This is a genomic window from Bradyrhizobium sp. Kon10, from assembly GCF_055807395.1.
In genome coordinates, this window is sequence record NZ_JBVVOZ010000008.1 from 165,801 (window position 1) to 189,823 (window position 24,023).

24 protein-coding genes and 1 pseudogene are annotated in these 24,023 nt (G+C 64.0%); 17 read left to right on the forward strand and 8 right to left on the reverse strand.

Features of this window, described 5'->3' with window-relative positions; all coding sequences use genetic code 11:
- Positions 1 to 110: 110 nt before the first annotated feature.
- Positions 111 to 1,127: a TRAP transporter substrate-binding protein gene (locus AC0L2O_RS14375; protein ID WP_473370178.1), complete on the reverse strand. Its 1,017-nt coding sequence runs from the start codon at positions 1,125 to 1,127 to the stop codon at positions 111 to 113.
- 251 nt (positions 1,128 to 1,378) lie between these two features.
- Here AC0L2O_RS14375 and pobA point away from each other — a divergent pair, with 251 nt between their 5' ends.
- Complete coding sequence (gene pobA / locus AC0L2O_RS14380) at positions 1,379 to 2,548, forward strand: 4-hydroxybenzoate 3-monooxygenase (protein ID WP_473370179.1); 1,170 nt, start codon at positions 1,379 to 1,381, stop codon at positions 2,546 to 2,548.
- Positions 2,549 to 2,793: 245 nt separating this feature from the next.
- Positions 2,794 to 3,213: a PaaI family thioesterase gene (locus AC0L2O_RS14385; RefSeq protein WP_369720737.1), complete on the forward strand. Its 420-nt coding sequence runs from the start codon at positions 2,794 to 2,796 to the stop codon at positions 3,211 to 3,213.
- A gap of 3 nt (positions 3,214 to 3,216) precedes the next feature.
- On the opposite strand, the gene AC0L2O_RS14390 is transcribed toward AC0L2O_RS14385, so the two are convergent.
- Positions 3,217 to 4,101, reverse strand: a complete 885-nt coding sequence (locus tag AC0L2O_RS14390) for a LysR family transcriptional regulator (protein WP_473370180.1) — start codon at positions 4,099 to 4,101, stop codon at positions 3,217 to 3,219.
- Positions 4,102 to 4,223: 122 nt separating this feature from the next.
- On the opposite strand from AC0L2O_RS14390, the gene AC0L2O_RS14395 reads away from it, so the two are divergent.
- Entirely contained in the window at positions 4,224 to 4,856 is a 633-nt protein-coding gene (locus AC0L2O_RS14395; RefSeq protein ID WP_473370181.1) for a pyridoxamine 5'-phosphate oxidase family protein, read from the forward strand.
- On the opposite strand, the gene AC0L2O_RS14400 is transcribed toward AC0L2O_RS14395, so the two are convergent.
- Positions 4,853 to 5,938 carry an AbrB family transcriptional regulator gene (locus tag AC0L2O_RS14400; protein ID WP_473370182.1) on the reverse strand — a complete coding sequence of 362 codons (1,086 nt, stop codon included), beginning with the start codon at positions 5,936 to 5,938 and terminating at the stop codon, positions 4,853 to 4,855. The genes AC0L2O_RS14395 and AC0L2O_RS14400 overlap by 4 nt on opposite strands.
- A gap of 99 nt (positions 5,939 to 6,037) precedes the next feature.
- Positions 6,038 to 6,325: a PsiF family protein gene (locus AC0L2O_RS14405; protein ID WP_369720741.1), complete on the reverse strand. Its 288-nt coding sequence runs from the start codon at positions 6,323 to 6,325 to the stop codon at positions 6,038 to 6,040.
- Positions 6,326 to 6,512: 187 nt separating this feature from the next.
- Between AC0L2O_RS14405 and AC0L2O_RS14410 the strand changes: the two genes are divergently transcribed.
- A complete protein-coding gene (locus tag AC0L2O_RS14410; RefSeq protein WP_473370183.1) occupies positions 6,513 to 7,013 on the forward strand; it encodes a hypothetical protein in 501 nt (166 codons plus the stop codon).
- A gap of 47 nt (positions 7,014 to 7,060) precedes the next feature.
- Here AC0L2O_RS14410 and AC0L2O_RS14415 read toward each other — a convergent pair.
- Positions 7,061 to 7,265: pseudogene (locus tag AC0L2O_RS14415) on the reverse strand (TetR/AcrR family transcriptional regulator); the annotation flags it as partial.
- Between the two features lie 46 nt (positions 7,266 to 7,311).
- On the opposite strand from AC0L2O_RS14415, the gene AC0L2O_RS14420 reads away from it, so the two are divergent.
- The 3 genes from AC0L2O_RS14420 (at position 7,312) to AC0L2O_RS14430 (ending at position 9,157) form a co-directional block, all read left to right on the forward strand.
- Entirely contained in the window at positions 7,312 to 7,695 is a 384-nt protein-coding gene (locus AC0L2O_RS14420) for a CidA/LrgA family protein (protein WP_473370184.1), read from the forward strand.
- Complete coding sequence (locus AC0L2O_RS14425) at positions 7,692 to 8,414, forward strand: LrgB family protein (protein WP_473370185.1); 723 nt, start codon at positions 7,692 to 7,694, stop codon at positions 8,412 to 8,414. Before AC0L2O_RS14420 ends, AC0L2O_RS14425 begins: the two co-directional genes overlap by 4 nt.
- A gap of 86 nt (positions 8,415 to 8,500) precedes the next feature.
- Entirely contained in the window at positions 8,501 to 9,157 is a 657-nt protein-coding gene (locus AC0L2O_RS14430; RefSeq protein ID WP_473370186.1) for a DsbA family protein, read from the forward strand.
- Between the two features lie 84 nt (positions 9,158 to 9,241).
- Here AC0L2O_RS14430 and AC0L2O_RS14435 read toward each other — a convergent pair whose 3' ends face one another.
- On the reverse strand, positions 9,242 to 9,448 hold the full coding sequence (locus AC0L2O_RS14435) for a hypothetical protein (protein ID WP_148751656.1): 207 nt from the start codon (positions 9,446 to 9,448) through the stop codon (positions 9,242 to 9,244).
- 162 nt (positions 9,449 to 9,610) lie between these two features.
- Between AC0L2O_RS14435 and AC0L2O_RS14440 the strand changes: the two genes are divergently transcribed.
- Both AC0L2O_RS14440 and AC0L2O_RS14445 read left to right on the forward strand, forming a co-directional pair.
- Positions 9,611 to 9,925, forward strand: a complete 315-nt coding sequence (locus AC0L2O_RS14440; protein WP_369720745.1) for a hypothetical protein — start codon at positions 9,611 to 9,613, stop codon at positions 9,923 to 9,925.
- Positions 9,909 to 10,565 carry a nucleotidyl transferase AbiEii/AbiGii toxin family protein gene (locus AC0L2O_RS14445; protein ID WP_369720746.1) on the forward strand — a complete coding sequence of 219 codons (657 nt, stop codon included), beginning with the start codon at positions 9,909 to 9,911 and terminating at the stop codon, positions 10,563 to 10,565. The genes AC0L2O_RS14440 and AC0L2O_RS14445 overlap by 17 nt, the downstream gene beginning before the upstream one ends.
- On the opposite strand, the gene AC0L2O_RS14450 is transcribed toward AC0L2O_RS14445, so the two are convergent.
- A complete protein-coding gene (locus AC0L2O_RS14450; RefSeq protein WP_473370187.1) occupies positions 10,560 to 11,633 on the reverse strand; it encodes a carboxylesterase family protein in 1,074 nt (357 codons plus the stop codon). The two genes, AC0L2O_RS14445 and AC0L2O_RS14450, sit on opposite strands and share 6 nt — an antisense overlap.
- 21 nt (positions 11,634 to 11,654) lie before the next feature.
- Positions 11,655 to 12,626 carry a S1C family serine protease gene (locus AC0L2O_RS14455; RefSeq protein WP_369720748.1) on the reverse strand — a complete coding sequence of 324 codons (972 nt, stop codon included), beginning with the start codon at positions 12,624 to 12,626 and terminating at the stop codon, positions 11,655 to 11,657.
- Positions 12,627 to 12,859: 233 nt separating this feature from the next.
- On the opposite strand from AC0L2O_RS14455, the gene AC0L2O_RS14460 reads away from it, so the two are divergent.
- The 8 genes from AC0L2O_RS14460 to AC0L2O_RS14495 all read left to right on the forward strand — a co-directional run bounded on the left by AC0L2O_RS14460 (position 12,860) and on the right by AC0L2O_RS14495 (position 24,008).
- Positions 12,860 to 14,722, forward strand: coding sequence for an ABC transporter ATP-binding protein (locus AC0L2O_RS14460; RefSeq protein WP_473370188.1), 1,863 nt, complete (start codon positions 12,860 to 12,862; stop codon positions 14,720 to 14,722).
- A gap of 116 nt (positions 14,723 to 14,838) precedes the next feature.
- Positions 14,839 to 16,602, forward strand: a complete 1,764-nt coding sequence (locus tag AC0L2O_RS14465) for an ABC transporter ATP-binding protein/permease (RefSeq protein WP_473370189.1) — start codon at positions 14,839 to 14,841, stop codon at positions 16,600 to 16,602.
- A 118-nt stretch (positions 16,603 to 16,720) separates the two neighbouring features.
- Positions 16,721 to 18,139, forward strand: coding sequence for a M20 family metallopeptidase (locus AC0L2O_RS14470; RefSeq protein WP_473370190.1), 1,419 nt, complete (start codon positions 16,721 to 16,723; stop codon positions 18,137 to 18,139).
- Positions 18,140 to 18,401: 262 nt separating this feature from the next.
- On the forward strand, positions 18,402 to 20,192 hold the full coding sequence (locus tag AC0L2O_RS14475) for a peptide ABC transporter substrate-binding protein (RefSeq protein WP_473370191.1): 1,791 nt from the start codon (positions 18,402 to 18,404) through the stop codon (positions 20,190 to 20,192).
- 28 nt (positions 20,193 to 20,220) lie between these two features.
- On the forward strand, positions 20,221 to 21,180 hold the full coding sequence (locus AC0L2O_RS14480) for an ABC transporter permease (RefSeq protein WP_409191682.1): 960 nt from the start codon (positions 20,221 to 20,223) through the stop codon (positions 21,178 to 21,180).
- Positions 21,146 to 22,063 carry an ABC transporter permease gene (locus AC0L2O_RS14485; RefSeq protein WP_409191683.1) on the forward strand — a complete coding sequence of 306 codons (918 nt, stop codon included), beginning with the start codon at positions 21,146 to 21,148 and terminating at the stop codon, positions 22,061 to 22,063. The genes AC0L2O_RS14480 and AC0L2O_RS14485 overlap by 35 nt, the downstream gene beginning before the upstream one ends.
- Positions 22,063 to 23,043 (forward strand): ABC transporter ATP-binding protein, encoded by a 981-nt coding sequence (locus AC0L2O_RS14490; protein ID WP_369720754.1) that lies wholly within the window; start codon positions 22,063 to 22,065, stop codon positions 23,041 to 23,043. The genes AC0L2O_RS14485 and AC0L2O_RS14490 overlap by 1 nt, the downstream gene beginning before the upstream one ends.
- Positions 23,040 to 24,008 (forward strand): ABC transporter ATP-binding protein, encoded by a 969-nt coding sequence (locus tag AC0L2O_RS14495; RefSeq protein WP_409191684.1) that lies wholly within the window; start codon positions 23,040 to 23,042, stop codon positions 24,006 to 24,008. The genes AC0L2O_RS14490 and AC0L2O_RS14495 overlap by 4 nt, the downstream gene beginning before the upstream one ends.
- The last annotated feature ends 15 nt before the right edge of the window (positions 24,009 to 24,023 follow it).

Below are 24,023 nucleotides of genomic sequence, written 5' to 3' on the forward strand. Positions count from 1 at the left end.
GTCTCCATAAGGAGACAATCTCCTAGAGGAGAGAGCCCCCACCCGGCGCTTCGCGCCGACCTCCCCCGCAAGCGGGAGAGGCGCAGCGAGTTCGCGGTCGCAGCTCGGCGTCACTCCGCCAGCGCGTTGTACTTCTTCAGCGACGCCTTCAGATCGGCCAGCGCCGCGTCCGGATCGGCGCCGGCCTTCCTGGCGCCGTCGGACCAGGTCTTGACCAGCGGCTCGGCGGCTTTCTTCCAAGCGGCGGTTTGCTCCGGCGTCAGCTTGTAGACCTCATGGCCTTCTTCCGCCTTCACCTTGTCGATGCCGGCATCCTCGAACTTGCCCCAATGCTCGCCGACCACGCCGGCCATCTCGGTCGTGCAGTTCTTGTCGATCGCGGCCTTTTGCTTGTCGGACATCGCATTGTACCTGTCCTTGTTCATCACGAACACGAAGGTCGTGGTGTAGAGCGGCGCGTCCATGTCGTGTTTGGTGACCTTGTCGATGCCGAACAGCACCAGCGAACCCCAGGGAAAGGTGACGGCGTCGGCGACGCCGCGCTCGATGATGTCGCGCACTTCGGGCGCGGAGGACTGCACATTGGTGCCGCCGAGCGAGGTGACGAAATTCGCCATGGTGGCGTGAGCGGGACGAACCTTCAGGCCTTTCACGTCTTCCGGCATCACGATCTTCTTGGTGCGGGAGTGAAAGGAGGAGGGGGAGTGGACGAAAGCGAGACAATACTTGACGTCCTTCATCTCCTTCTCGGCATATTTGCGATACCAGGCGTCCAGTCCCATCGAGCCGCCCTTGGCATCGGAGATCAGGAACGGCAATTCGCCGGCGCCGATGATCGGGAAGCGGCCGGGCTGGTAGCCGGGATTGACGTAGGTGACGTCGGCGATGCCATCGCGCGCCATGTCGTAATGGTCGAACGCCTTGCCGAGCTGCTGGGCCGGAAACACCTTGCCCGTGATGGTGCCGCCCGAATCCTTGTTCACCGCGGCCACCCAGTCTTCCAGTGACTTTTGCAGCGGATGCGACGCCGGCACCCAGTGCGAGACCTTCAGGTCGACGGTCTTGTCCTGCGCGAACGCAGGGTTCACGCTTGCTGCCAGCAGCAAAGCCAGACAGGCTTTCCTCATCACGCGTCTCTCCCTCTTTGCGACGGCGGGCTTCGATGGCCCGGTCTCATTAATTAACATGTTATCTAATTGGCTGGCGTGTTCAAGCCGGAACTGGCTCGTCGTCTACGTCAGCGACGTTGCATGGATTTGTCCCGGCTCGGCGAGCAACCTCCCTTTTGCCAAAACCGTTATATGTTATAATTATCGTGGGCGGACCGGCGCGACAAGCGCGTCCGCGCCGCACCCTACAAGATCGGGAGGAGCGCGTATTGCGGACAAAAGTCGCAATCATCGGGGCCGGGCCGGCAGGATTGTTGCTCGGGCAGCTGCTGCATGCCTCCGGCATCGATAACTTCATTCTTGAGCGGCAGAGCCCGGATTATGTGCTCGGGCGCATCCGCGCCGGCCTTCTCGAGGAAGGAACCGTCGCATTGCTCGATCAAGTGGGCGCAGGTCGACGCGCGCATGCCGAAGGCCTGCTTCATGAGGGTATAGAGCTCGCCTTTTCCGGCCATCGTCATCGCATCGACATGAAAGGTGCGACCGGCAAGACGGTCATGATCTATGGCCAGACCGAGGTCACGTTCGATCTCATGAATGCACGCAAGGCGGCCGGCCTCACGACGATCTACGAGGCCAAGGATGTGCAGCCGCACGATTTCGACGGCGGTCACCCCCGCGTAACCTGGGTCAAGGACGGCGTCACCCACGAGCTCGATTGCGACTTCATCGCCGGCTGCGACGGTTTTCATGGCGTCAGCCGCGCCAGCGTTCCGGCATCGTCGATCGAGGAATTCGAACGGATCTATCCGTTCGGCTGGCTCGGCATCTTGTCCGATACGCCGCCGGTCAGCCATGAGCTGATCTATTCCAACCACGCCCGCGGCTTTGCGCTCTGCACCATGCGCTCGACGAAGCGCAGCCGGCATTACGTGCAGTGCTCGCTCGACGATCATGTCGATCAGTGGCCGGACGAGCGCTTCTGGGACGAATTGAAGCGCCGGCTCGACCAGGAGGCGGCCGACAATCTCGTCACCGGGCCCTCGATCGAGAAGAGCATCGCACCCTTGCGCAGCTTCGTCGCCGAGCCGATGCGCTTCGGCAAGATGTTCTTGTGCGGCGATGCCGCCCACATCGTGCCGCCGACCGGTGCCAAGGGACTGAACCTTGCGGCGAGCGATGCGCATTACCTCGCGAGCGCTATTCGCGAATTCTACGAGGAGAAGTCGTGCGCCGGCATCGATGGCTATTCGGCGAAGGCGCTGGCGCGGGTGTGGAAGGCGGTGCGCTTCTCCTGGTGGATGACCTCGATGCTGCACAAATTCCCCGACACCGGCACCATCGGCGCCCGCATCCAGCTCGCCGAGCTCGACTACGTCACGCAGTCGCAGGCGGCGATGACGTCGCTGTCGGAGAATTATGTCGGGCTGCCGTTTTGACGCTGGCTGTCATGCCCCGCGAAAGGTCCCGTAGGGTGGGCAAAGCGAAGCGTGCCCACCACTTTCGTATTTGCGGAGAGACGGTGGGCACGGCGCGATGCGCCTTTGCCCACCCTACGGGACTTGCGCTCGCGACGACGAGAGCCGTTTCAAACACCCGCGCAAATTCCGTTTAAAACTTTGTAGGTGGTGCATTTGTCACGTCCGTCGCGTTCAATGGCCGCAGCCACTAACGCGAGCAACACATGACCAGCACCGACATCCCCGCTGGCTTCGAGCCACATTTCCGCAAGGCTCCTCTCACCGATCCCTGGGAGCCGCTCTATTCGAAGAAGACCGACAAGGCGGTGAGCATCGGTCTGCGCCTGGCCAAACCGCACACCAATGCGCGCGGGTTGATCCATGGCGGCCTGATCGCGGCGCTGGCCGACGCCGCCATGGGCTACAGCTGCGCACAGGCGACGGGCTGGACCACGTCGTTGGTGACGATCTCGCTGTCCGTCGACTATGTCGGAGCTGCCGAGATCGGCCAATGGCTCGCGGTCGAAGGCGAGGCCATCAAGACCGGCAGCACGATTTGCTTCGCGCAGTGCCTGGTCAGGGCCGACGACACCCTGATCGCGCGGGCCAGCGGCACGTTCCGGGTGGTGCCGAAGAAAGGATAGTTGTCACCCAAACCGCCAGTCCGCCGTCTCGACCACGAGATCGATGAACGCGCGCACCTTGGCCGAGAGCAGGCGCGAGGTCGGGTAGACGATGTGGATCGGCAGCGCCGGCTGCTCGTATTTCGCCAGCACGATTTTCAGGCGTCCGCGCCTCAAGCCTTCGGCGGCCTGATAGGCCAGCACCCGCGTCACGCCGCCGCCGGCCTCGGCATATTGCAGGGCGGCGTCGGCACTGTTGCTGATGAAGCGCGGAGTCGGCGCGATCTCGATGTCGCGGCCGTCGCGCAGGAAGCGCCACGCGGTCGAAGGCCCGAACAGGATGGTCTGGTGCTCCAGGAGGGCCTCCGGCGTCTTCGGCTCGCCGTGGCGCTTGAGATAGCCGGGCGCGGCCACCACGATCCGCCGCATCTCGCCGACCTGGCGCGCCACCAGCGAGGAATCGGCGAGATGGCCGATCCGCACCGCGGCGTCGACGGCATCTTCCACCAGGTTGACGAGGTGGTCCGACAGCCGCAATTCGCAGGCGACCTCCGGGTAGCGCTTGAGATAGGCGATCATGACAGGTCCGACATGGAGCCGGCCGAAGCCGACCGGCGCCGACACCACCAGCCGCCCGCTCGGCCGATTGCGTTCAGCGCGGGCCGAGCCGTCGGCCTCCTCGACATCGGCAAGAATGCGCCGGGCGCGTTCCAGATAGCGCGTGCCGACGTCGGTCAGGGTCACCTGTCGCGTGGTCCGCTGCAATAGCCGCGCGCCGAGATGCTCCTCTAACGCTGCGATCAGCCGCGTCACTGCCGAAGGCGATAGCCGCAGCTTGCGTGCCGCCGGCGCAAAGCCGCGCAGATCGGCGACGGTCACGAAGACATGCATGGCTTCAAGGCGGTCCATGAGGATTATTGCATATTCCGCAACGATGAAGTGTCAAGAGGGATGATTGTTCTCGCCGTTGGAAGGTCCATTTTAGGCGAGGAAAGACGCAGACCTGCGCCGGACCTCCAGGAGATGCTCCAATGACAATTGCAGCCCGTATCTATGCCAGCGACGTGGCCTTCACGCCCGCGGTGAAGGAGATACAGACCCGCAAGGGCTCGCGCGAGGCCTATGCCCGTGCCGAGCAGCACGGCTGGCGCACCGAAATCGACGAGAAATTGGCTGGGTTCCTGGCCGATGCCAACAGCTTCTATTTCGCCACGGCCTCGGCGGACGGCCAACCCTACATCCAGCACCGCGGCGGCCCGAAGGGTTTCCTCAAGGTGCTCGACAAGCAGACGCTCGCCTTTGCGGACTATGCCGGCAACCAGCAATTCATCAGCCAGGGCAATGTCTCCGAAAATCCCAAGGCCTACATCTTCATCATGGATTACGCCCATCGCCGCCGGGTGAAGATCTGGGGTGAAGCGCGGGTGCTCGAGCACGACGACGCATTGATGCAGTCCCTGATGCCGAAGGGCTATCGCGCGCGGCCCGAGCAGGTGATCGTGTTCAAGATCGCTGCTTGGGACACCAACTGCCCGCAGCACATTCCGCAGAAATTCGACGCCGCCGATGTCGCGGCGGCGCTGGCGGCACGGGATCAGCGCATTGCGGAACTGGAAGCGGAGCTGGCGGCGTTGAAGGGACGGACGAGCGGCGAAGCCAGCTAATCGTCAACGTCGTCCTGCGTGCGGCCGAACAGGTGCACGATGCCGGGCGTCGCGATCGTGACGAATACGAATCGCGAGAGGTGATGGGCGCCGACGAAGATGGGGTCGATGTGCAGCGTCAGCGCCAGCGCAAGCATGGCGTCCATCGCGCCCGGTGCGAAGGCGACGACGACGTCGGAGAATTTCACCTGTGTCGCGAGTGCCGCGATGCCGACAAAGACGGCGGAGACCGCGATCGCTACCGCGAACGAGCCCAGCGCCGCGTTGATATGGCCGGCCAGCGTCTTGATCCGCATCCGGGCAAAACGGCTGCCGATCAGCGCACCGATACCGACCAGCGCGACGCCGCGCACCCAGTTCGGCAGGCCGCCTTCGACCCAGCCTGCGCCGTGCAGCACGCTGGAGCCGATCATCGCGCCGAACATCCAGCTCGCCGGGAATTTGATCAACCGCAACAGCAGCGATGCTGCCAGCGAGGCGGCGACCAGCTCCAGAAGCTCGAGCGGCGAGGCGATCGCGGTCGTCAGCGACGGCGCGACGGACGGCGCGACCCCTGCGATCGCCAGCACCATCGGCAGCGCCGCGGTGAGGATGATCACGCGCATGGTCTGCACCACCGCGATGCCCGGCAGGTCGGCGCCGCGCTCGACCGCCAAGATCGTGATCTGGGACAGCGCGCCGGGACTGCCGGCGAGGAAGGCCGAGGTGCGGTCCCAGCCGTGGACGCGCTGGAGGTAATAGCTCGAGCCGAAGGTCGAGCAGAAGGTCGCGAGTGCCAATAGTCCGATGGTCAGCGGATAGGCGCTGACCTGCTGGATCAGATGCCGCGAGACGACGGAGCCCAGCAAAATGCCGAGCAGCACCAGTACGGTCTGGGTCAGGAGCGGCGGCAGCGCGAGCTGGCGTCCGGCGATCGCGGCTATGCCGACCGCGATCATCGATCCAGAGATCAAGCCGCCCGGCAGGCCGGCCGCCACGAACGCCAGGCCGCCGGCGGCGCCGATGGCAAGCGTCTCCGCGGTGCGCAACAGCTTGGCACGGCTCGGCAATTCGAATGGCAGGGAGGCGGTGATTTGCTTCACACCACCTTATTGCAAATCAGCGAGAGGCGCACAATTGCGGCCAGCTCATGCCGCAATGCGCGCGCCTCTCGCCAAAAGAGCGGGACTATTGTGACGGATTTACTTCTTGTCGGCCGCGGGCGCAGCAGTGGTCCCGGCCTTGGCTTCCTTCATGCATTCGGAGCGGAATTTCTTGCGCTCCTTGCCGTGCAGGCCCTTGGCGTCGGCCTGCTTGGAGCATTCCAGCGACTCGGCCGAGTGCTCCTTCGGCGCCTTCTTGTCCATGGGGGCGGCAGTTGTGGTTTTGGCGTCGGCCTTGGCAGCCGGCGCGGCGGTCTGGGCAAAAGCGGTGCCGGTTGCGAACAGGGAGGCAATCGCGACGACAGCGAGGCGGGAGGCGAGGGTCATATGATGCACTCTTCTTGAGAGAATTGCGGAGGGACGGGAACGTCGGCCCGCGTTGCTGAACGCGACATGAATGAGCTGAACGGCAGGACGACTATATTTTGGCCCCGAACGTCATCGCTTCCTTGTCGGAAGCTCCCGACACGCTAGGATAGCAATCCTCGTTTTGCTTCCCTGAGGGAGACCAAGGATGACGGTTCGAACGAAATTGTTGTGTGCGGTTGCGGTGTCGGGATTTGCGGCGTTGGTGGCAACCGCACCGGCGCAGGCCCTGACCTCGCAGGAGTGTAGCGCGAAATATCAGGCCGCCAAGAAGGACGGCTCGCTCGGCACCATGAAGTGGAATGACTTCCGCAAGGCCCAGTGCGGTGCCGACGCAACGCCGGCCGCTGCGCCGACGGCAGCTGCCCCGGCTGCGCCTGCGGCTCCCGCCGAGCCGAAGGCGGCTGCGAAAAAGGAGGCGGCCCCCGCAGCTGCCCCGGCGACGACCATGCCGGTGGGCAACGCGATCTTCCCGAACGCGGTTGATCCCAAATATGCCAAGGAAAGCGCCGGCAAGGCGCGCCTGCACACCTGCGTCGACCAGTACAATGCCAACAAGACGACCAATGGCAATGCCGGCCTGAAGTGGATCGAGAAGGGCGGCGGCTACTACAGCGAATGCAACAAGAAGCTGAAGGGCGCAGCCTGAGGCTTCGATGGGATGCGGTGGCCGGAGCAAAGCTCCGGCCATTTCGCTTAGCCCAATAGTTTCTCGGCCGATTTCGCCACGAGCTGAGAGCGCTTGCGCGGGCCGCGCTCGACGAACAACAGGCTCTGGCCGAAGATAAAGCAGTAGGACAGGAAGGCCCGTGCGTCGGCCTCCCGCTGCCAGCCCGTTGGCCCGATAAACTTCGGCGACGTGCTTCAGCCGTGCCGCATCCACGCCCGCGACCGCATCCGCAGGGCGCGGCGATTGACAAGCCTGCCGGTGCATCCCTTGATGCGTCATGCTTGCGAGTCTCAGTCTCATCCTGCTCTGCCAATTGATTGGCGAGGCCGTCGCCCGCGGTCTCGGCCTGCCGCTGCCGGGACCTGTCCTCGGCCTGCTCTTGCTCCTGATCTTGCTGCTCGCCCGCGACCGGTTTTCGCTGCTCGCGCGCGGACCGCTGCGAAACGATGCGGTGGAGACCGCTAGCAAGGGCCTGCTGGCCCACCTGTCGCTCCTGTTCGTGCCCGCCGGGGTCGGCGTGGTGCAGAAGCTCGATCTGCTCGCATCCCACGGCATCGCGATCATCCTGGTGCTCGCGCTCTCGGTGGTCGTCACGCTGCTTGCGACGGTGCTGACGTTTCGCCTGGTCAGTCGCCTGCTGCGGCAGCAGGACGCGCGATGACGGACAATCCGTTCTCGCTCTGGGTCTATCTTTCGCAATCGCCGCTGCTCTGGCTGACGGTGACGCTCCTGGTCTATGCGACCACGGACGCGGTGTCGCTGGCGACGCAGCGGCATCCGCTCGCCAATCCGGTGCTGCATGCAATGTGGATCATCGGCGCGTTCCTGCTCGCGACCGGGACGTCCTACACCACCTATTTCGCCGGCGCGCAGTTCGTGCACTTCCTGCTCGGGCCCGCCACCGTGGCGCTTGCCGTGCCGCTCTATGAGAACCGCAGGCGCGTCGTCTCCTCCATCGTGCCGATGCTGGTGGCGCTGGTCGCGGGCTCCGCCACGGCGGTGGTGTCGGTCGTGCTGCTGGCTGAACTCGCCGGGCTGCCGCGCGAGGTGGTGCTGTCGCTTGCGCCGAAATCGGTCACGGCCGGGGTCGCCATGGGCATCAGCGAATCCCGGCACGCCGATCCCTCGCTGACTGCGGTCTCGGTCATCCTCACCGGCATCATGGGAGCAATCATCGTGACGCCGCTGATGAACCGCACCGGCATCACCGATTTCCGCGCCCGCGGCTTTTCCGCCGGCCTTGCCGCCCACGGCATAGGCACGGCCCGCGCCTTCCAGGTGGACGAGATCGCCGGCGTGTTCTCCGGCATCGCCATGAGCCTGAACGCCTTGGTCACCTCGTTCCTGGTGCCGATTGCGGTGACGCTGCTGGTGCGATGACATCGCGGCCGCGACACTCTATATGATCGTAACAATTCCCGGTCCTGAGCCGTATTGGTGGCGATGGGACCGAAACGGGACAAGATATGACTGGATTCAGGAATAGAGGTTTTGGCCCGACGCGGCGCGCGGCGCTGACCCTGATCGGGGCCGGCGCACTGGCGGCCGGTGGGATGTCCTTCGCGCGCGCGGCCACCGATGACGAGGTGCTGACCGAAACCAGGGTGCTGCGCGATCCCGACGTTCCCGTCGCGGGCAATCCCGCCGGCAATATCAGCATCGTCGAATGGTCCGACTACAACTGCCCGTATTGCCGCAAGCTCGAGCCCGAGCTGCGCCAGGTCATCCAGGACGACGGCAAGGTGCGGCTGGTGATGAAGGACTGGCCGATCCTCGGTCCGGTGTCGGTCACGGCCGCGCGGATCGCGCTCGCGGCAAAATTCCAGGACAAGTACCATCAGGCCCATGATGCCATGATGGCCGTGAGCTCGCGCTTGACCGAGCCGCGCATCAACGAGCTGCTTGCGGCCGCGGGCGTCGACATGGACCGTCTCAAGAATGATCTCAACGCGCGCGCCGGGGATATCGATGCCGTCCTCAAGCGCAACAACGAGCAGGCCGAAGCCTTCGGCTTCCGCGGCACTCCGTCCTTCATCGTAGGCAAATATCGCGTGCCCGGTGTGCTCAGCATGGCCGAATTCGAGCAAGTCATCGCCGATGCCCGCAAGGCCAAGATGAACTGACGCACGAGAAGCATTGAGCGCAGCCAACACAAAGACGCCACCGCGGATCGCGACGGCGCTTTGTTCATTGCATTGCCGGGCAGATTACTTCGACGAAATCCGGACCCAGTCCTTGTGGGCGCGATCGCGCAATGCGTCCCAATCGGCCTTCGCCACATCCCAGTTCACGATGGTGCGATTGGCGGTGGCAACCTCGCCATTGGCAACCGAGGACGTCTGCATGGAGTCATAGACGTAGACGCCGCAGCCGAGCAGCAGCGCGCCCAAAATCATTCCGAAAAAAGTCTGCATGACGAACCTCCCGGTGACGGGCGGATAACGTCGGCCGCGGACGACAGTTCCGTTGGTCGTGGGCGCAAGGGATAGCTGTAACCTAGTCGCGCGAGGCAAATTCAGACCGGATCGGTCCTGTGATCATGGATTAGGCGGGACAGATTCGCTATATTCAGACCGATGACAGTCAACGCCTCCAAACGCCTGATCGACGAACTCGGCCGGAAATATCTGTGGTGGCAGCCCAACGATCGGCAGCCTTTCACCGAGGATCGCGTCATTGCCCAGATCATGAATCTCGCAACCTATGACGACACCCTCCAACTGGAAGCAACGATAGGGGCGGTGCGCCTGGCGCAAGTCATGCTTCAGGCCGAGCCAGGCTGGTTCAGCGATCGCTCCTGGGAGTTTTGGCGGGGGCGTCTGTCATTCGCTATCGGTGTCGCAATCCCTGAAACGGCGCCGCGAAGGGCTTTCGATGCAGCGACGCCTTGAGCCAAAACTCTCGATCCTGCCTGCCGCTCAGCGCGAAATCTGGCCGTGCCTCGCTCCCTCGGCCGACCTGCAATTTGTCCTGTACGGCGGAACAGCCGTCGCGCTTCGACTTGGACATCGAGAGTCGCTCGATTTCGACTTCTTTTGCTCCGCTCCGCTGGATAAGGACGAAGTCCGAGCGCAATTCGGCTTCGTCAAAGGCGCTGCGATCCTTCAAGATGCACCGAATACGTTGGTCGTTTCGGCCAGGATGCCGTCAGGCCCGGTGAAGGTTTCTTTCTTTGGACGCATTGGGTTTGGTCGTGTCGATGACCCGATGCAGACTGCCGATGGAACGATGTTCGTAGCGTCGCTCGAAGATTTGCTGGCAACCAAGCTCAAGGCAACGCTCGACCGTGCCGAGGCCAAGGACTATCGCGATATCGCCGAGATGATCTCCGCCGGTGGCTCGTTGCCACGGGGGCTGGCGGCGTTTAAAGGAATGTTCGGTGGGGAGCCTGCGCAGGTGCTGCGTGCGCTCGGCTTCTTCGAGGATGGCGATCTTCGCAGTCTCAGCGCGATCGATCGTCAGATCCTGCGGCAGGCCCGAGATCGCGTGAGCGCGTTGCCTGATGTGGCTCTCAAGCAGGGCCTGTTATGATGCCGCCAAGCCACCATTCAGCCATTGCAGCAGCTCCGCGTTGATTTCGCGCGGATAGGTGTGGCTGAGATCGTCGATTTCGCGATAGGTGACCTCGGCGCCGGCGGCCGAGAGCGTTGCCTGGGTCTGGCGCGCGGTCTGGACCGGAAACATCCAGTCGAGCTTGCCGTGGGTGATGAAGATCGGCAGGCCCTGCAGGCGCCTGGCGTCGGCCATTTCCGCCATCAGCGGATGAAAGGTCGCCGACACCGGCGCAACATGCGTGAATGGCGACGCGCCGTCGAGGCCGCTGACGTAGCTGAAGGTGCCGCCGTCGCTCATGCCGGTCAGCAGCATGCGCGAAGCATCGATGGTCCAGCGGCTGCGCACGATCTCCAGGATACGCACGAGATTGGGCGTGTCGCTATCGTCGCCCATCAGCGCCCAGGTCTGGCCGGTCGCAGTGGGTGTCACCAGGATCGCGCCTGAACTGCGAGCGTCGCGTAGCCAGCTCCACAGAAAGCCGCGGCCGTTGCCACTGCCGCCATGCAGCGCCATCACCAAAGGCCAGGCGCGTTCGGGCCTGTAATATTCGGGCACGTAAACCGAGAACCCGCCGCGGCTGCCGGGCTCGTTGTGATCGTGGAAGATGCCCGTGTGTTCGCTTGCACCCGTCTCCAGCCGCGCCAGCAAGCCTTCATTGCCGCGATTGGCGGCGTTGAGAAAGAAGTTGCTCACCGGCGGAAACTGGGTCGATAGCGGATACAGCGCTTCCTGCGCGCGGGGCACATGGCGTAGCGCGCGGAAAACCGCGACCAGGTCGCCATTGCCACGCTCGACCTCGCGGATGCCGGCAAAGGCGGCGAGTGTTTCGTTGCAGGCGCGATCGAGCCGGTTGCGCAACACGGCAAACTGCTCCGGCCACTCCCCGATCGCCCCGCGTGCCGCTTGCAGCGCCTCGTCCGGCGCGCCGATCGCGGAAGCGAACGCCGCAGGATGCAGGTGGCGGGCGAAGAAGCCGAGCGCTTCCAGCGCATTGAGCAATGGCGGCAGCACGGCCACGATGTCATCGACCACGGCCTCGGTCATTGCCGCTTCCTCTGCCTGGAGTCAGTGCAGCTTCGGCGCCTTCAACAGCTTGAAGCGGTCGGTCGACGTCACAGTGACATTGAAGGTGACGCCCTCATGATACACGGTGAGCGGCACGTCGACGCCGGCGGGGCCGAGCCCCCACATCTTCTTGTAAAAAGCCGTCTGGCTCGTGACTTTCTCGCCGTCCACCGCCAGGATGACGTCGTCGGTCTTGAGCTCGGCCCGGGCGGCGGGGCCGTTCGCAGAGGTCCCGATCACCACCACGCGATTGTCGATCTCGGTCGAATACAGTCCGAGCCAAGGTCGCGCCGGCTTGTTGACGCGGCCGAACCTGCGCAGATCCTCGAGGATCGGCTTCAACAGGTCGATCGGTACGATCATGTTGACGTGCTCGGCCTTGCCGCCGCGCTCACGTTCGAGCTGGAGCGACCCGATGCCGATCAGCTCGCCGCGCGCGTTGATCAATCCGGTGCCGCCCCAATTCGGATGGGCTGGGTGGGTGAACAAGGCCTCGTCGAGCAGATATTCCCAGGTGCCGGCGAACTCCTGCTTGGCTACGATCTGGCTGGCGACCGATCGCGTCCGCCCGCCGGCCCCGCCGAGCACGACGCGATCGCCGATTTGGATCTCCGCCGACGAGCCGAGCGGCAACGGCTCGATGTCGAGGCGGCCGAGCGCCTGCACCAGGCCGAAGCCGGTGACGGAATCGAAGCCCAGCACATGCCCCTCAACTACGCGCCCCTCGCCGAGATGCAGCCATACTGATTCCGCCTCGGTGATGAGATAGCCGATGGTGAGCACCAAGCCGTCATCGATCACGACGCCGTTGCCGGCGCGTTCGGTGCCCAGCGTCTCGGCACTGAAGGCGTCCGGCGGGATGATGGCGTGCAGGCCGACCACGGAGGCGAGCGCACGGTCGAGATCGAAGCCGTAGTCGCCCGCACGCGGCTGATTGGCCGGCGGCACTCTCCATTCGGTCAGGGCGGGCATGAGTTCTCCTGGACAATAACGCTGGTTCGGGCGCGGCCGCGAAACAGCACCAATCTATGCCGCGAAAGGCCAATTTTAAAGACTTGATCAATGGCAGTGTGGCCGCATGCAGCGGAGTTTCTGAGCGGCAGCACCCGCTACAAGCCGGTCACGGGCAGGCGTCGCGTCATCATCCGGGACGCGCGGACGACCAGCTGGAGGCTTTCGTCGATAGCGGTGAGTTCCATCTTCCCTTGCATCGAAAATCATTCTACGTGCCGGCCATGCCGCTCGCGAGCATGACGAAGCCAAATCCAGAACTGAATGTGCCCGGAACGCTGGGGCAGCTTCGGCGCCTGCATGCGGCCGTGCGGTTTGCCCTGCCGCAGCGGCATGCGATCATGCTGATCATCGCGCTGGTACTCACGGTCGCCTGCATCAATGCCTTTGAGCCGCTGGTGCTCAAATGGGTGTTCGACCAGCTCACTGATCTGCAAATGCCGGGCGTGATCCTCACGGGTATCCTGCTCCTGCTTGCCTTCGCCGTCGGCCGAGAAGCCATGGATGGCATTGCCAATTGGCTGACGTGGCGCACGCGGATCGGTTTGCAATATGCGCTGCTGGAGGCAACCATCGGCAAGCTGCACCGCATGCCACTCCGGATCCAGCGCAGTGAAGGCATCGGCGCGATCATGACCCGGCTCGACCGCAGCATTCAGGGCTTTACTTCGGCCGTCACGCTGATCCTGTTCAGCGTCCTGCCCGCGCTGATCTTTCTCGTGATTGCCATCGTTATCATGCTGCGGCTGGAATGGCGCCTCGCGCTGGTCGTGCTCGTCTTCGCGCCGCTGCCGGCCTTCATCGCCGCCTTTGCCGGGGCCGAGCAAGTCCAGCGCGAGCGAACCTTGCTGGATCGCTGGGCCAAGATCTATTCCCGATTCAACGAAGTGCTTTCGGGCATCATCATCGTACGCAGTTTTGCCATGGAAGACGCGGAGAAGTCACGCTTCCTGCGTGACGTCGCCGCCGCCAACAAGGTTGTGATTCAGGGCGTTGCAGTCGACGCCGGCTATGCCTCGGCAAGCAATCTCGTGGTGGCACTCGCGCGGCTCGGCGGCTTGGGACTCGGCGCCTATTTCGTCGTGCAGGGCGAGATCACGGTCGGCACCGTGGTGGCGTTCCTCGGCTATGTCGGCGGACTGTTCGGCCCTGTGCAGGGCTTGAGCGGCGTCTATTCGAATTTGCGCAAGGCCTCGGTCTCGCTCGACGAGATATTCGGCATTCTCAACGTCCAAGAGCATCTCGGCGATAGCCCGGGCGCCATCGACCTTGCCGAGGTCAAGGGCGAAGTCAGCTTCGACAACGTGCATTTCCGCTACGAGCAGCCGCAGCGGCCGCTGCTCGACGGCCTGACGCTGCATGCCTCGCCCGGCGAGACGATCGCCATCGTCGGGCCCAGCGGCTCCGGCAAGACGACGCTGATGGCCCTGTTGATGCGCTTCTACGATCCGCTGGAGGGCAGGATCACGATCGATGGCCAAGACTTGCGCCAGGTCAAGCAAAGCTCGCTGCGCCGGCAGATCGGCGTCGTGCTCCAGGACCCGCTGCTGTTCAACGACAGCCTCAAAGCCAACATCGCCTATGGCCGGCCGGAGGCGACCGATACCGAGATCGAAGCCGCGGCAAAGGCCGCTCACGCGCATGATTTCATCATGCGCCTGCCGGAAGGTTACGAGACGCGCGTCGGCGAGCGCGGCGGTCTGCTCTCGGTGGGGGAACGCCAGCGGATCACGATCGCGCGTGCACTCCTGAAGAATCCTCCGATCCTGATCCTGGATGAGGCAACCTCGGCGCTCGACGCAGAATCCGAGGAGGCGGTGCAGACCGCGATCGAGCAACTCGTGGCCGCACGCACCACCTTCGTGATTGCTCACCGGCTGTCGACGGTCGTCAACGCCGACCGCATCATCGTGCTGAAGGAGGGCCGCATCGCCGAAAGCGGAACTCATGGCGAATTGATGCGGCAGAACGCCTATTACGCCTCGCTGGTCCGCCGGCAGCACCGCGGGCTTATCGACAATGATGTTGACCCTTCGGCCGTAACGGCGCGCGACTAGCCCAGCCGGGCGCCACTTCCCTCCAGGAACTTACACGCTTATCGTACGTTGCAGCGCTCGTGGCTCCATTCAGGCAAGGGGGGTCCGTGGTCAACGTCGGTAGTGTGCGAAGGCCGGTGACGGCAAAGGCTCCGTCACGGTTGCGACGGTTTTGTCGGCGTGCGGGGGGATACTGGGTCGGCCGCGGCTCTGGCATTGCCTGGCTCGTCACGGTCAGCATGACGGCCGTGGTGCTGATCAGCCTCGGCATCACCTACAGCCTGAATTTGTGGAACCGGCATTTTTATGACGCGCTCGGTGCAAAGGATGCCGCGGTCGCATTGCACCAGGCGTTCATCTTTCCTCTCCTGGTCGGACTCTATCTCGCCCTTTGCGTCTTCGCGATGTGGGTGCGGATGACCATGCAGCGCACCTGGCGCGCATGGCTGAATGCGCATCTCGTGCAACGCTGGCTCGCCCACAGCCGCTTCTACAAGCTTGAACTGACAGGGGGGGATCACAAGAACCCGGAGCATCGCATCAACGATGATCTGCGTGTTGCCACCGAGATGCCGGTCGACTTCGTCTCCGGCTTTGTCACCTCGGTGTTGTCGGCCGCGACGTTCATCGTGGTGCTCTGGAATGTCGGCGGCGCGCTCCGGCTCGAGGTCCAGGGCCATGCTGTCTTCATTCCCGGTTTTCTCGTCATCGCGGCGGTGCTGTATGCATGCATCGTGAACGGCTCGATGCTGGCGGTGGCGTTTCGGTTCATTCCGCTCACCGAACAGAAGAACCAGGCCGAGGCCGAATACCGCTACGCCCTGACCCGCGTGCGCGAGAATGCCGAGAGTATCGCACTTCTAGGCGGCGCCACGGCCGAGGCCGGGCGGCTCGACCAGGGCTTTGGCACTGTGGTCGCGCGCTGGCGCGATCTGATGGTGCAGCACATGCGCGCCGTGATCGTGCAGCAGGGCAGTGCCCAGCTTTGCGGCGTGGTACCGGTGCTGTTGTGCACGCCGCGTTATTTCGACGGCAGCATGTCGCTGGGCGCCATCATGCAGGTCGCGTCCGCCTTCACCATCGTCCAGCATGCGCTGAGCTGGTTCATGGAGAACTACACCCGGCTTGCCGACTGGACCGCTTCGGCGCGACGCGTCGGCGCGCTGATGCTTGCGATCGACGAGCTTGAAGACGCGGAGAACGGCCGAGTGGCGCAGATCGAGCGCCGCGAGGGCAGCAGGGCGGCCGTCGAGCTGAACGACCTCGTGGTGGCGCTCGACAATGGCGCGCCGATCGTGCGCGGCGCCACCGTCAGGATCGATGCTGGCGATCGCGTGCTGATCGCAGGAGAATCCGGCAGCGGCAAGAGTTCGCTGGTTCGCGCGATTGCCGGCTGCTGGCCTTGGGGCAAGGGCAGCGTGACGCTCGCCCGCGGTCAGCGTGTCCAAGTGGTACCGCAGCGGCCTTACGTGCCGTTCGGTACGCTGCGCGGCGCCGTTACTTATCCGCTGCCGGAAGCAAGCATTGACCGCGCAGCCGTATCGAGGGCGCTCGCCCTGGCGGGGCTGGGGCAGTTCGAGAGCCGGCTCGATCAAGCCGCGGCTTGGGACCGCACCTTGTCCGAAGGCGAGAAGCAGCGCGTTTCGATCGCGCGATTGTTGTTGCATCGTCCCGATATCATTGCGTTGGATGAGGCTACCTCGGCGCTTCATGTGCAGGGGCAGGCCGAAATGATGGCGGTGATCGCGCGCGAGCTGCCGCAAGCCACCATCATCAGCGTCGGTCATCGTCCCGAGCTCGAGGCCTATCACGATCGCAAGCTGACGATCGCACGGCGGATCGATGGGGCGGTGATTTCGGCCGACCAGCCGATCCGGCGTGGTCTCGAGGCCGCGGAGTAGATCGCGGCGTCGTCTCCGGAACGCGATTGCATGGCTGATCTCCCGGCCGACGCTGGTCGGGTCGCAATGAAGCTGCTAACCATTGCCGCTTCGTTTGACCCAATCACGGACCGAAGCAATGGATAACCGCAGCGACATCTGGCGTGGTATCGACACCATCAAGGCGCGTTTCATCGACCTGAGCGACAGGGTCTGGGGCATGCCCGAAGTGTGCTACACCGAGGCGCGGTCCGCGGCCGAGCATCTCGCCGAATTGCGTCACCAGGGTTTCCGCATCACCGAGAACCTCGCCGGTATTCCGACCGCCGTGATGGGTGAGTGGGGCGAGGGCGGGCCGGTGATCGCCTTCATGGGTGAATATGATGCGCTGCCGGGGCTGAGCCAGGAGGCTGGCATCGCCGAGCACCGTCCAGTCGAGACCGGCGGGCATGGCCATGGCTGCGGTCACAATCTGCTCGGCTCGGCCGCGCTGCTTGCCGCGACCGCGGTCAAGGACTGGCTTGCCGAGAACAAGGTGCCGGGCCGGGTGCGCTATTACGGCTGCCCTGCTGAAGAAGGCGGCGCGGCAAAAGCCTTCATGGTGCGTTCCGGCGCATTCGAAGACGCCGATATCGCCATCACCTGGCATCCGCACAGCTTCTGGGAAGTGGCGGTAACGCCGTCGCTCGCCAATACCCGGGCCGACTTCATCTTCACCGGCCGCACGTCGCACGCGGCGGCATCGCCGCATCTCGGCCGCTCCGCCCTCGACGCGGTGGAATTGATGAATGTCGGCGTCAACTACATGCGCGAGCACATGCCGAGCGACGCACGCGTGCATTATGCGTTGCTCGACACCGGCGGCATCGCCCCCAACGTGGTGCAGGCCCATGCGCGGGTGCGCTACTCCATTCGCGCCCGTGATCTGCCCGGCATGAACGAGCTGGTCGGGCGCGTGAGCAAGATCGCAGAGGGCGCGGCGCTGATGACCGAGACCAAGGTCGAGATGAAGATCATCTCCGCGGTCTCCAACATCCTGCCCAACACGCCGCTCGAGCAGGCGCTGCACCGGGTCATGGAAGAACTCGGACCGCCGCATTTCGACGATGCGGACAACAGCTTCGCGAGCCAGATCCGGGCCACGCTGAGCGACAAGGACATCTCGTCCATCTACTACGCCATCGGCATGGAACCGACCGATCGACCGCTCGCCGACTTCCTGGTGCCGCTGGATGCCAAGCGCAACCCGCTGGTCGGCTCGACGGATGTGGGGGACGTGAGCTGGGTGGTGCCGACCGTCCAGGTCCACGCACCGACGGTTGCAATCGGCACGCCTTTCCACACCTGGCAGGTGGTGGCGCAGGGCAAGAGCGCACATGCTCATAAGGCGATGGTGCAGGCAGCCAAGGCCATGGCCGGCCTCGGCATCAAGGCGTTGACGGAGCCGGAGCTGATCAAGGCTGCGAAGGCGGATCTGACGAAGCGGACGGCCAGGACGCCTTACGTCTGCCCGCTGCCGGATCATGTCGCCCCGCCGCTCGACATGTCCTTGGTGTAGAGTTTCGTCTCGATACTTCGTCTGATCCGGCGAACAAATTTTCCGCATTGCAATGCGGAATCCGGCGCGTTTTGACGCCGGAATGCCGAAGGCTTGGGCTGCGGAACGCAGTTTTTGCCCAACCGACAGCCAGAAGACCGTTTGCATACATACGGTCGCAGTTGACGTCTGCCCTATTCAGTGTGCCATCTACCGCCAGCTAAATTCGGCGGCCCCATCTTGCGGCCGCTCGTATCCATCCGGGAACCAGACGGGGACAACCATGCTGGATAAAGAACTGCGTTCGATGATCGGTGACGTGAAGGACGGGCGGATGGATCGCCGCGCCTTCATCCAACGCCTTGCCGCCGTGGGTCTCACCGCGCCATTGGCGAACCAGATCCTGGCGCTTGGCGGTGTTGCGATGGCGCAGAGCCCCGTCCCCTATCCTCCGACCAAGCGCGGCGGCGGCGGCCCGCTGAAGCTGTTGTGGTGGCAAGGGCCGACCTTGCTCAATCCGCATTTCGCCACCGGCACCAAGGATCAGGACGGCTCGCGCCTGTTCTATGAGCCGCTGGCGAGCTGGGATGCAGACGGCAATCTCAATCCGATCCTTGCGGCGGAAATTCCCTCGCTTGCGAATGGCGGCCTGGCGGCCGACGCCAAATCTGTGACATGGAAAATCAAGCCTGGCGTCAAATGGCATGACGGCAAACCCCTGACGGCCGACGATTTCGTGTTTACCTGGGCCTACGCCAGCGATCCCGCAACGGCGGCCGTCTCCATCAGCACCTACGCCGACATGACGGTCGAGAAGGTGGACGACCTCACCATCCGTATCCTGTTCAAGAGCCCGACGCCATTCTGGGCCAATGCGTTCGTCGGCGCCTACGGATGTGTTATTCCCAAGCATCTGTTTGCCGAGTTCAAGGGATCGAAATCCCGCGAAGCTGCGACCAATCTCGCCCCCGTGGGCACCGGCCCCTACAAATTCGTCGAGTTCAAGCCGGGCGATCTCGTTCGCGGCGCGCTCAATCCCGACTACCACATGCCCAACCGCCCGTATTTCGACACCATCGATATGAAGGGCGGCGGCGATGCCGTCTCTGCGGCACGGGCGGTGATCCAGACCGGTGAGTTTGATTTTGCCTGGAACATGCAGGTCGAAGACGATGTGCTGTTGCGTCTCGAGAAGGGCGGCAAAGGCAAGACCGTTTACGCCGTGGGCGGCGACATCGAGTTTATCGCTATCAACTTTACGGACCCGAACACCGAGGTCGATGGCGAGCGGTCCTCGATGAAGACCAAGCATCCGATCCTCTCGGATCCGAACGTTCGCAAGGCGCTGTCCCTGCTGGTCGACCGCGAGTCCGTCAAGAAGGCGATTTACGGTCGCGCCGGTCGCGCGACGGCCAACTACCTCAACGGTCCCGAGAAGTTCGTGTCCAAGAACACCTCATGGGAGTTTAGCGTCGAGAAGGCGTCGAAGATGCTCGACGAGGCCGGGTGGAAAGTCGGCGCGGACGGCGTCCGCGAGAAGGACGGAAAGAAGCTGAAGCTCCTATACCAGACCTCGACCAACGGTCCGCGCCAGAAGACCCAGGCGATCGTCAAGCAGGCCTGCCAGAAGGCCGGCATCGAGGTGGAGCTGAAATCGGTTGTCGCCTCGGTGTTCTTCTCTTCCGACGTTGCCAACCCCGACACCTACCCCAAGTTCTACGCGGACATCGAGGAATTCCAGATCCCGATGACCCAGCCGGACCCGGCTCTGCACATGCGCCGCTACATCTCCGCCAACGTGGCCACCAAGGAGAACAAGTGGCAAGGCCAGAATTTCCCGCGCTATGTCAGCAAAGATTATGATGAGGCCATTGCTGCGGCCGAAACCGAAACCGATCCGGTCAAACGCGCCGCGCTCTACATCAAGTGCAACGACCTGTTGTGGCAGGACACGGTGTTCATTCCGGTGATGCATCGCCTGAAGGTGGAAGCCGCGTCCAACTCCCTGCGGCCGGCGATCAGTGGCTGGGCGAACGAGACGGACAACATCCAGGACTGGTACCGGGAGGCGTGATCGCAGGCCTAGACGGGAATCTTCCCTGATGAGTCAATATGTCCTGCGTCGGCTTCTGGTCGCCATTCCGAGCCTGCTGGCGATTTCGCTGGTGCTGTTCGTGGTGCTGGCGCTTGCCCCCGGCGATCCGTTCTCGGAGCTGGCGACCAATCCGAATGTGCCGCCCGAAGTGCAGGCGGCGCTTCGGGCCAGGTTCGGCCTCGACGATCCGATCTACCTTCGGTACCTGCACTGGCTCAACGCCATGCTGCACGGCGACTGGGGTTTCTCCTTTGTCAGCCGGATGAACGTCGACACGCTGATCCTGCAGCGCCTGCCGGCGACGCTCTACGTGATCGGCTCCGCGCAAATCCTGGCGCTGCTGATCGCGATTCCCGTCGGCGTCTATGCTGCGACGAAGCCCTATTCGCTGTTCGACCAGATCGCAAACACGCTCGCCTTCATCGGCTTCTCGCTGCCGACCTTCTTCACCGGCCTCCTGTTCATCCTGATCTTCTCGGTGACGCTGGACTGGCTGCCGTTCGTCTATTCGACCGACATCAAGGCCACCGGCATCCGCTGGGTGCTGGAGATGATCCGGCAGGCGATCATGCCGGTGGCGGTGCTCGGACTATTCCAGGCCGCATCGATGACGCGCTTCGTGCGTTCGGCGATGCTGGACGTGATCCGGCTCGATTACGTCACCACGGCGCGCGCCAAGGGCCTCGGCCAGCGCCGCGTGATCATCAAGCACGTGATGCGCAACGCCATGATCCCGGTCGTCACCCTCATCGCGCTGCAAATGCCTGCGGTGTTCGGCGGCGCCATCATCACCGAGCAGATCTTCCGCATCCCCGGCATCGGTTCGCTGCTGATTTCCTCCATCCTGTCCAACGACACGCCGGTGGTGATGTCCGTCACCTTCGTCTTCGCGTGCCTTGTGGTGCTTTTCAATCTCATTGCGGATGTGCTGTATGGCTGGCTTGACCCTCGCATCTCCCTCCGCTGAGCGGGGCGTCTACTCGCCCGGGCGCGAGATGTGGCGGCGCTTCAGCCGCCACAAGCTCGCCCTTGTCAGCGCCTTCCTGCTCCTCATTCTGATTTTGGCGGTGGTGATCGGCCCCTTCCTCTGGCGCGTCTCGATCAACGACATCGACGTCGTGGCGGGCCTGCAGGGGCCCTCGCTGGCGCATCCCTTCGGCACCGACGATCTCGGTCAGGATATTCTGGCGCGCATGATCTATGGCGGCCGCATCTCGCTTGCGGTCGGGCTCGCCGCGATGCTGGTCTCGGTGTTCATCGGCACGCTGATCGGGGCGCTGGCCGGCATGTCGCGCGGCGCGCTCGGGCACGGATTGATGTGGCTCACCGACCTCTTCCTGTCGCTGCCGCAGCTGCCGCTCTTGCTCCTGCTGATCTACCTGTTTCGCGATGGGCTGAAGGCCGCGTTCGGGCCCGAGGGCGGCATCTTCATCCTGATCGTGCTGGTAATCGGCGGGCTGCGCTGGATGCCGGTGGCGCGGCTCGTGCGCGCGCAGTTCCTGTCGATCCGCGAGAAGGAATTCGTCGAAGCCGCGCGCGCGCTGGGCGCGAGCCCGGTGCGGCAGGTGGTGCGCCATATCCTGCCCAACGCGCTCGGTCCGGTGATCATCGCCGGCACTATCGATGTTGCCGCCGCGATCATCGCGGAATCGACGCTGTCGTTTCTGGGCCTCGGGTTTCCGCCGGATACCCCGACCTGGGGCCGGCTGCTGTTCGATGCCAAGGACTTCCTCGACATCGGTCCGCACTGGGCGCTGTTTCCGGGCGGCGCGATCTTCATCGCGGTGGTCGCCATCAATTTCATCGGCGACGGTCTGCGTGACGCGCTCGATGCGCGACGGGTGATCTGATGGCGCCGCTGCTCGAGATCAAGGGGCTGAAAACCCATTTCTCCACCGACGACGGCATCCTCCAGGCAGTCGACGGCGTCGACATCTCCATCAACCGCGGCGAGACGCTCTGCGTCGTCGGTGAGTCCGGCTGCGGCAAGACCGTCACCGCAATGTCGATCCTGAAGCTGATCGCGATGCCGCCCGGCCGCATCGCGGCGGGCGAGATCATCTTCGAGGGCCGCGATCTGGTCCCGTTGACGAGCAACCAGCTCGATGACATCCGGGCCAAGGAGATCGGCTTCATCTTCCAGGAGCCGATGACCTCGCTCAACCCGGTGCTCACCGTCGGTGAGCAGATCTCCGAGAGCCTGCGCCGGCACGAGAACGTCACCCGAAAGCAGGCGCTCGAGCGCACCATCGAGATGCTGAAGCTGGTGCAGATTCCCAATGCGGAAGGCCGCGTGCACAACTATCCGCATCAGTTCTCCGGCGGCATGCGCCAGCGCGTCATGATCGCGATGGCGCTCGCCTGCAAGCCCAAGCTGATCATCGCCGACGAGCCAACCACCGCACTCGACGTCACCATCCAGGCGCAGATCCTCGATCTGTTGCAGGACATGAAGGAACGCTTCGGCATGGCGGTGATGCTGATCACCCATGCCATGGGCGTCGTCGCCGAGACCGCGCAGCGCGTGGTGGTGATGTATGCCGGCAAGGTGGTGGAGGAGGCTGATGTCGACGACCTGTTCGCCCATCCCGGCCACCCCTATACCCAAGGCCTGATCCGCTCGATTCCGCGCATCGACCTCGCAGCCGAGCACAAGATCCGGCTCGAGGCGATCGGCGGCTCGGTGCCGATCCTGATCAATCCGCCGGTCGGCTGCCGCTTTGCGCCGCGCTGCCGCCACGCCATGAGCATCTGCACCGAGAAGGAGCCGCTGTTGCGCGAGATCGCGCCAGGCCATCGCATGGCCTGTCATCTGGGAGACGCGGCATGAGCGAACCTTTGCTGCGCGTCTCCAACCTGAAGAAGCATTTCCCCGTGCTCGGCGGCCTGATGTCGCGCCAGGTCGGCAGCGTCTATGCGGTCGACGGCGTGTCGTTCTCGGTCAATCGCGGCGAGACGCTCGGGCTTGTCGGCGAATCCGGCTGCGGCAAATCGACGACGGGCCGCTGCGTGCTGCGCCTGATCGAGCCGACCGACGGCGAGGTCACCTTCGACGGCCAGGACGTGCGCAAGCTCAGCGGCAACGATCTGCGCGCGATGCGGCGGAACATGCAACTGGTGTTCCAGGATCCGTTCGCCTCGCTCAATCCGCGCATGACGATCGGCTCCATCCTCGGCGAAGCCCTCATCATTCACAATCTCGCGTCCTCCGCCAAAGCGCGCGAAGAGCGGGTCGCGAGCCTGCTCGTGAAAGTGGGCCTCAAGCCAGAGCATATGCGCCGCTACCCGCATGAATTCTCCGGCGGGCAGCGCCAGCGCATCGTGATCGCGCGCGCGCTTGCGGTCGAACCAAAACTGATCGTCTGCGACGAGCCGGTGTCGGCGCTCGACGTGTCGATCCAGGCGCAGGTCATCAACCTGCTGGAAGATCTCCAGGCCGAGTTGAATCTCACCTATCTCTTCGTTGCACATGACCTGTCGGTGGTCGAGCACATCTCGGACCGCGTCGCGGTGATGTATCTCGGTCGCATCGTCGAGCTAGCCAAGGCCAGCGACCTTTACCGCAATCCGCAGCATCCCTACACCAAGGCGCTGCTCTCCGCCGTGCCGGTGCCGGATCCCAAGCTCAAGCGTGCCCGCATCCGGCTCAAGGGCGATGTGCCGAGCCCGATGAAGCCGCCATCAGGCTGCCACTTCCACACCCGCTGCCCGATCGCCGAACCGCGCTGCGCGGAGAGCGCGCCGGAGCTGAGGGAAGGTGCTGGCGGGCACTTCGTGGCGTGCCATCTCGCCTGATGTCGAACCAGGCGG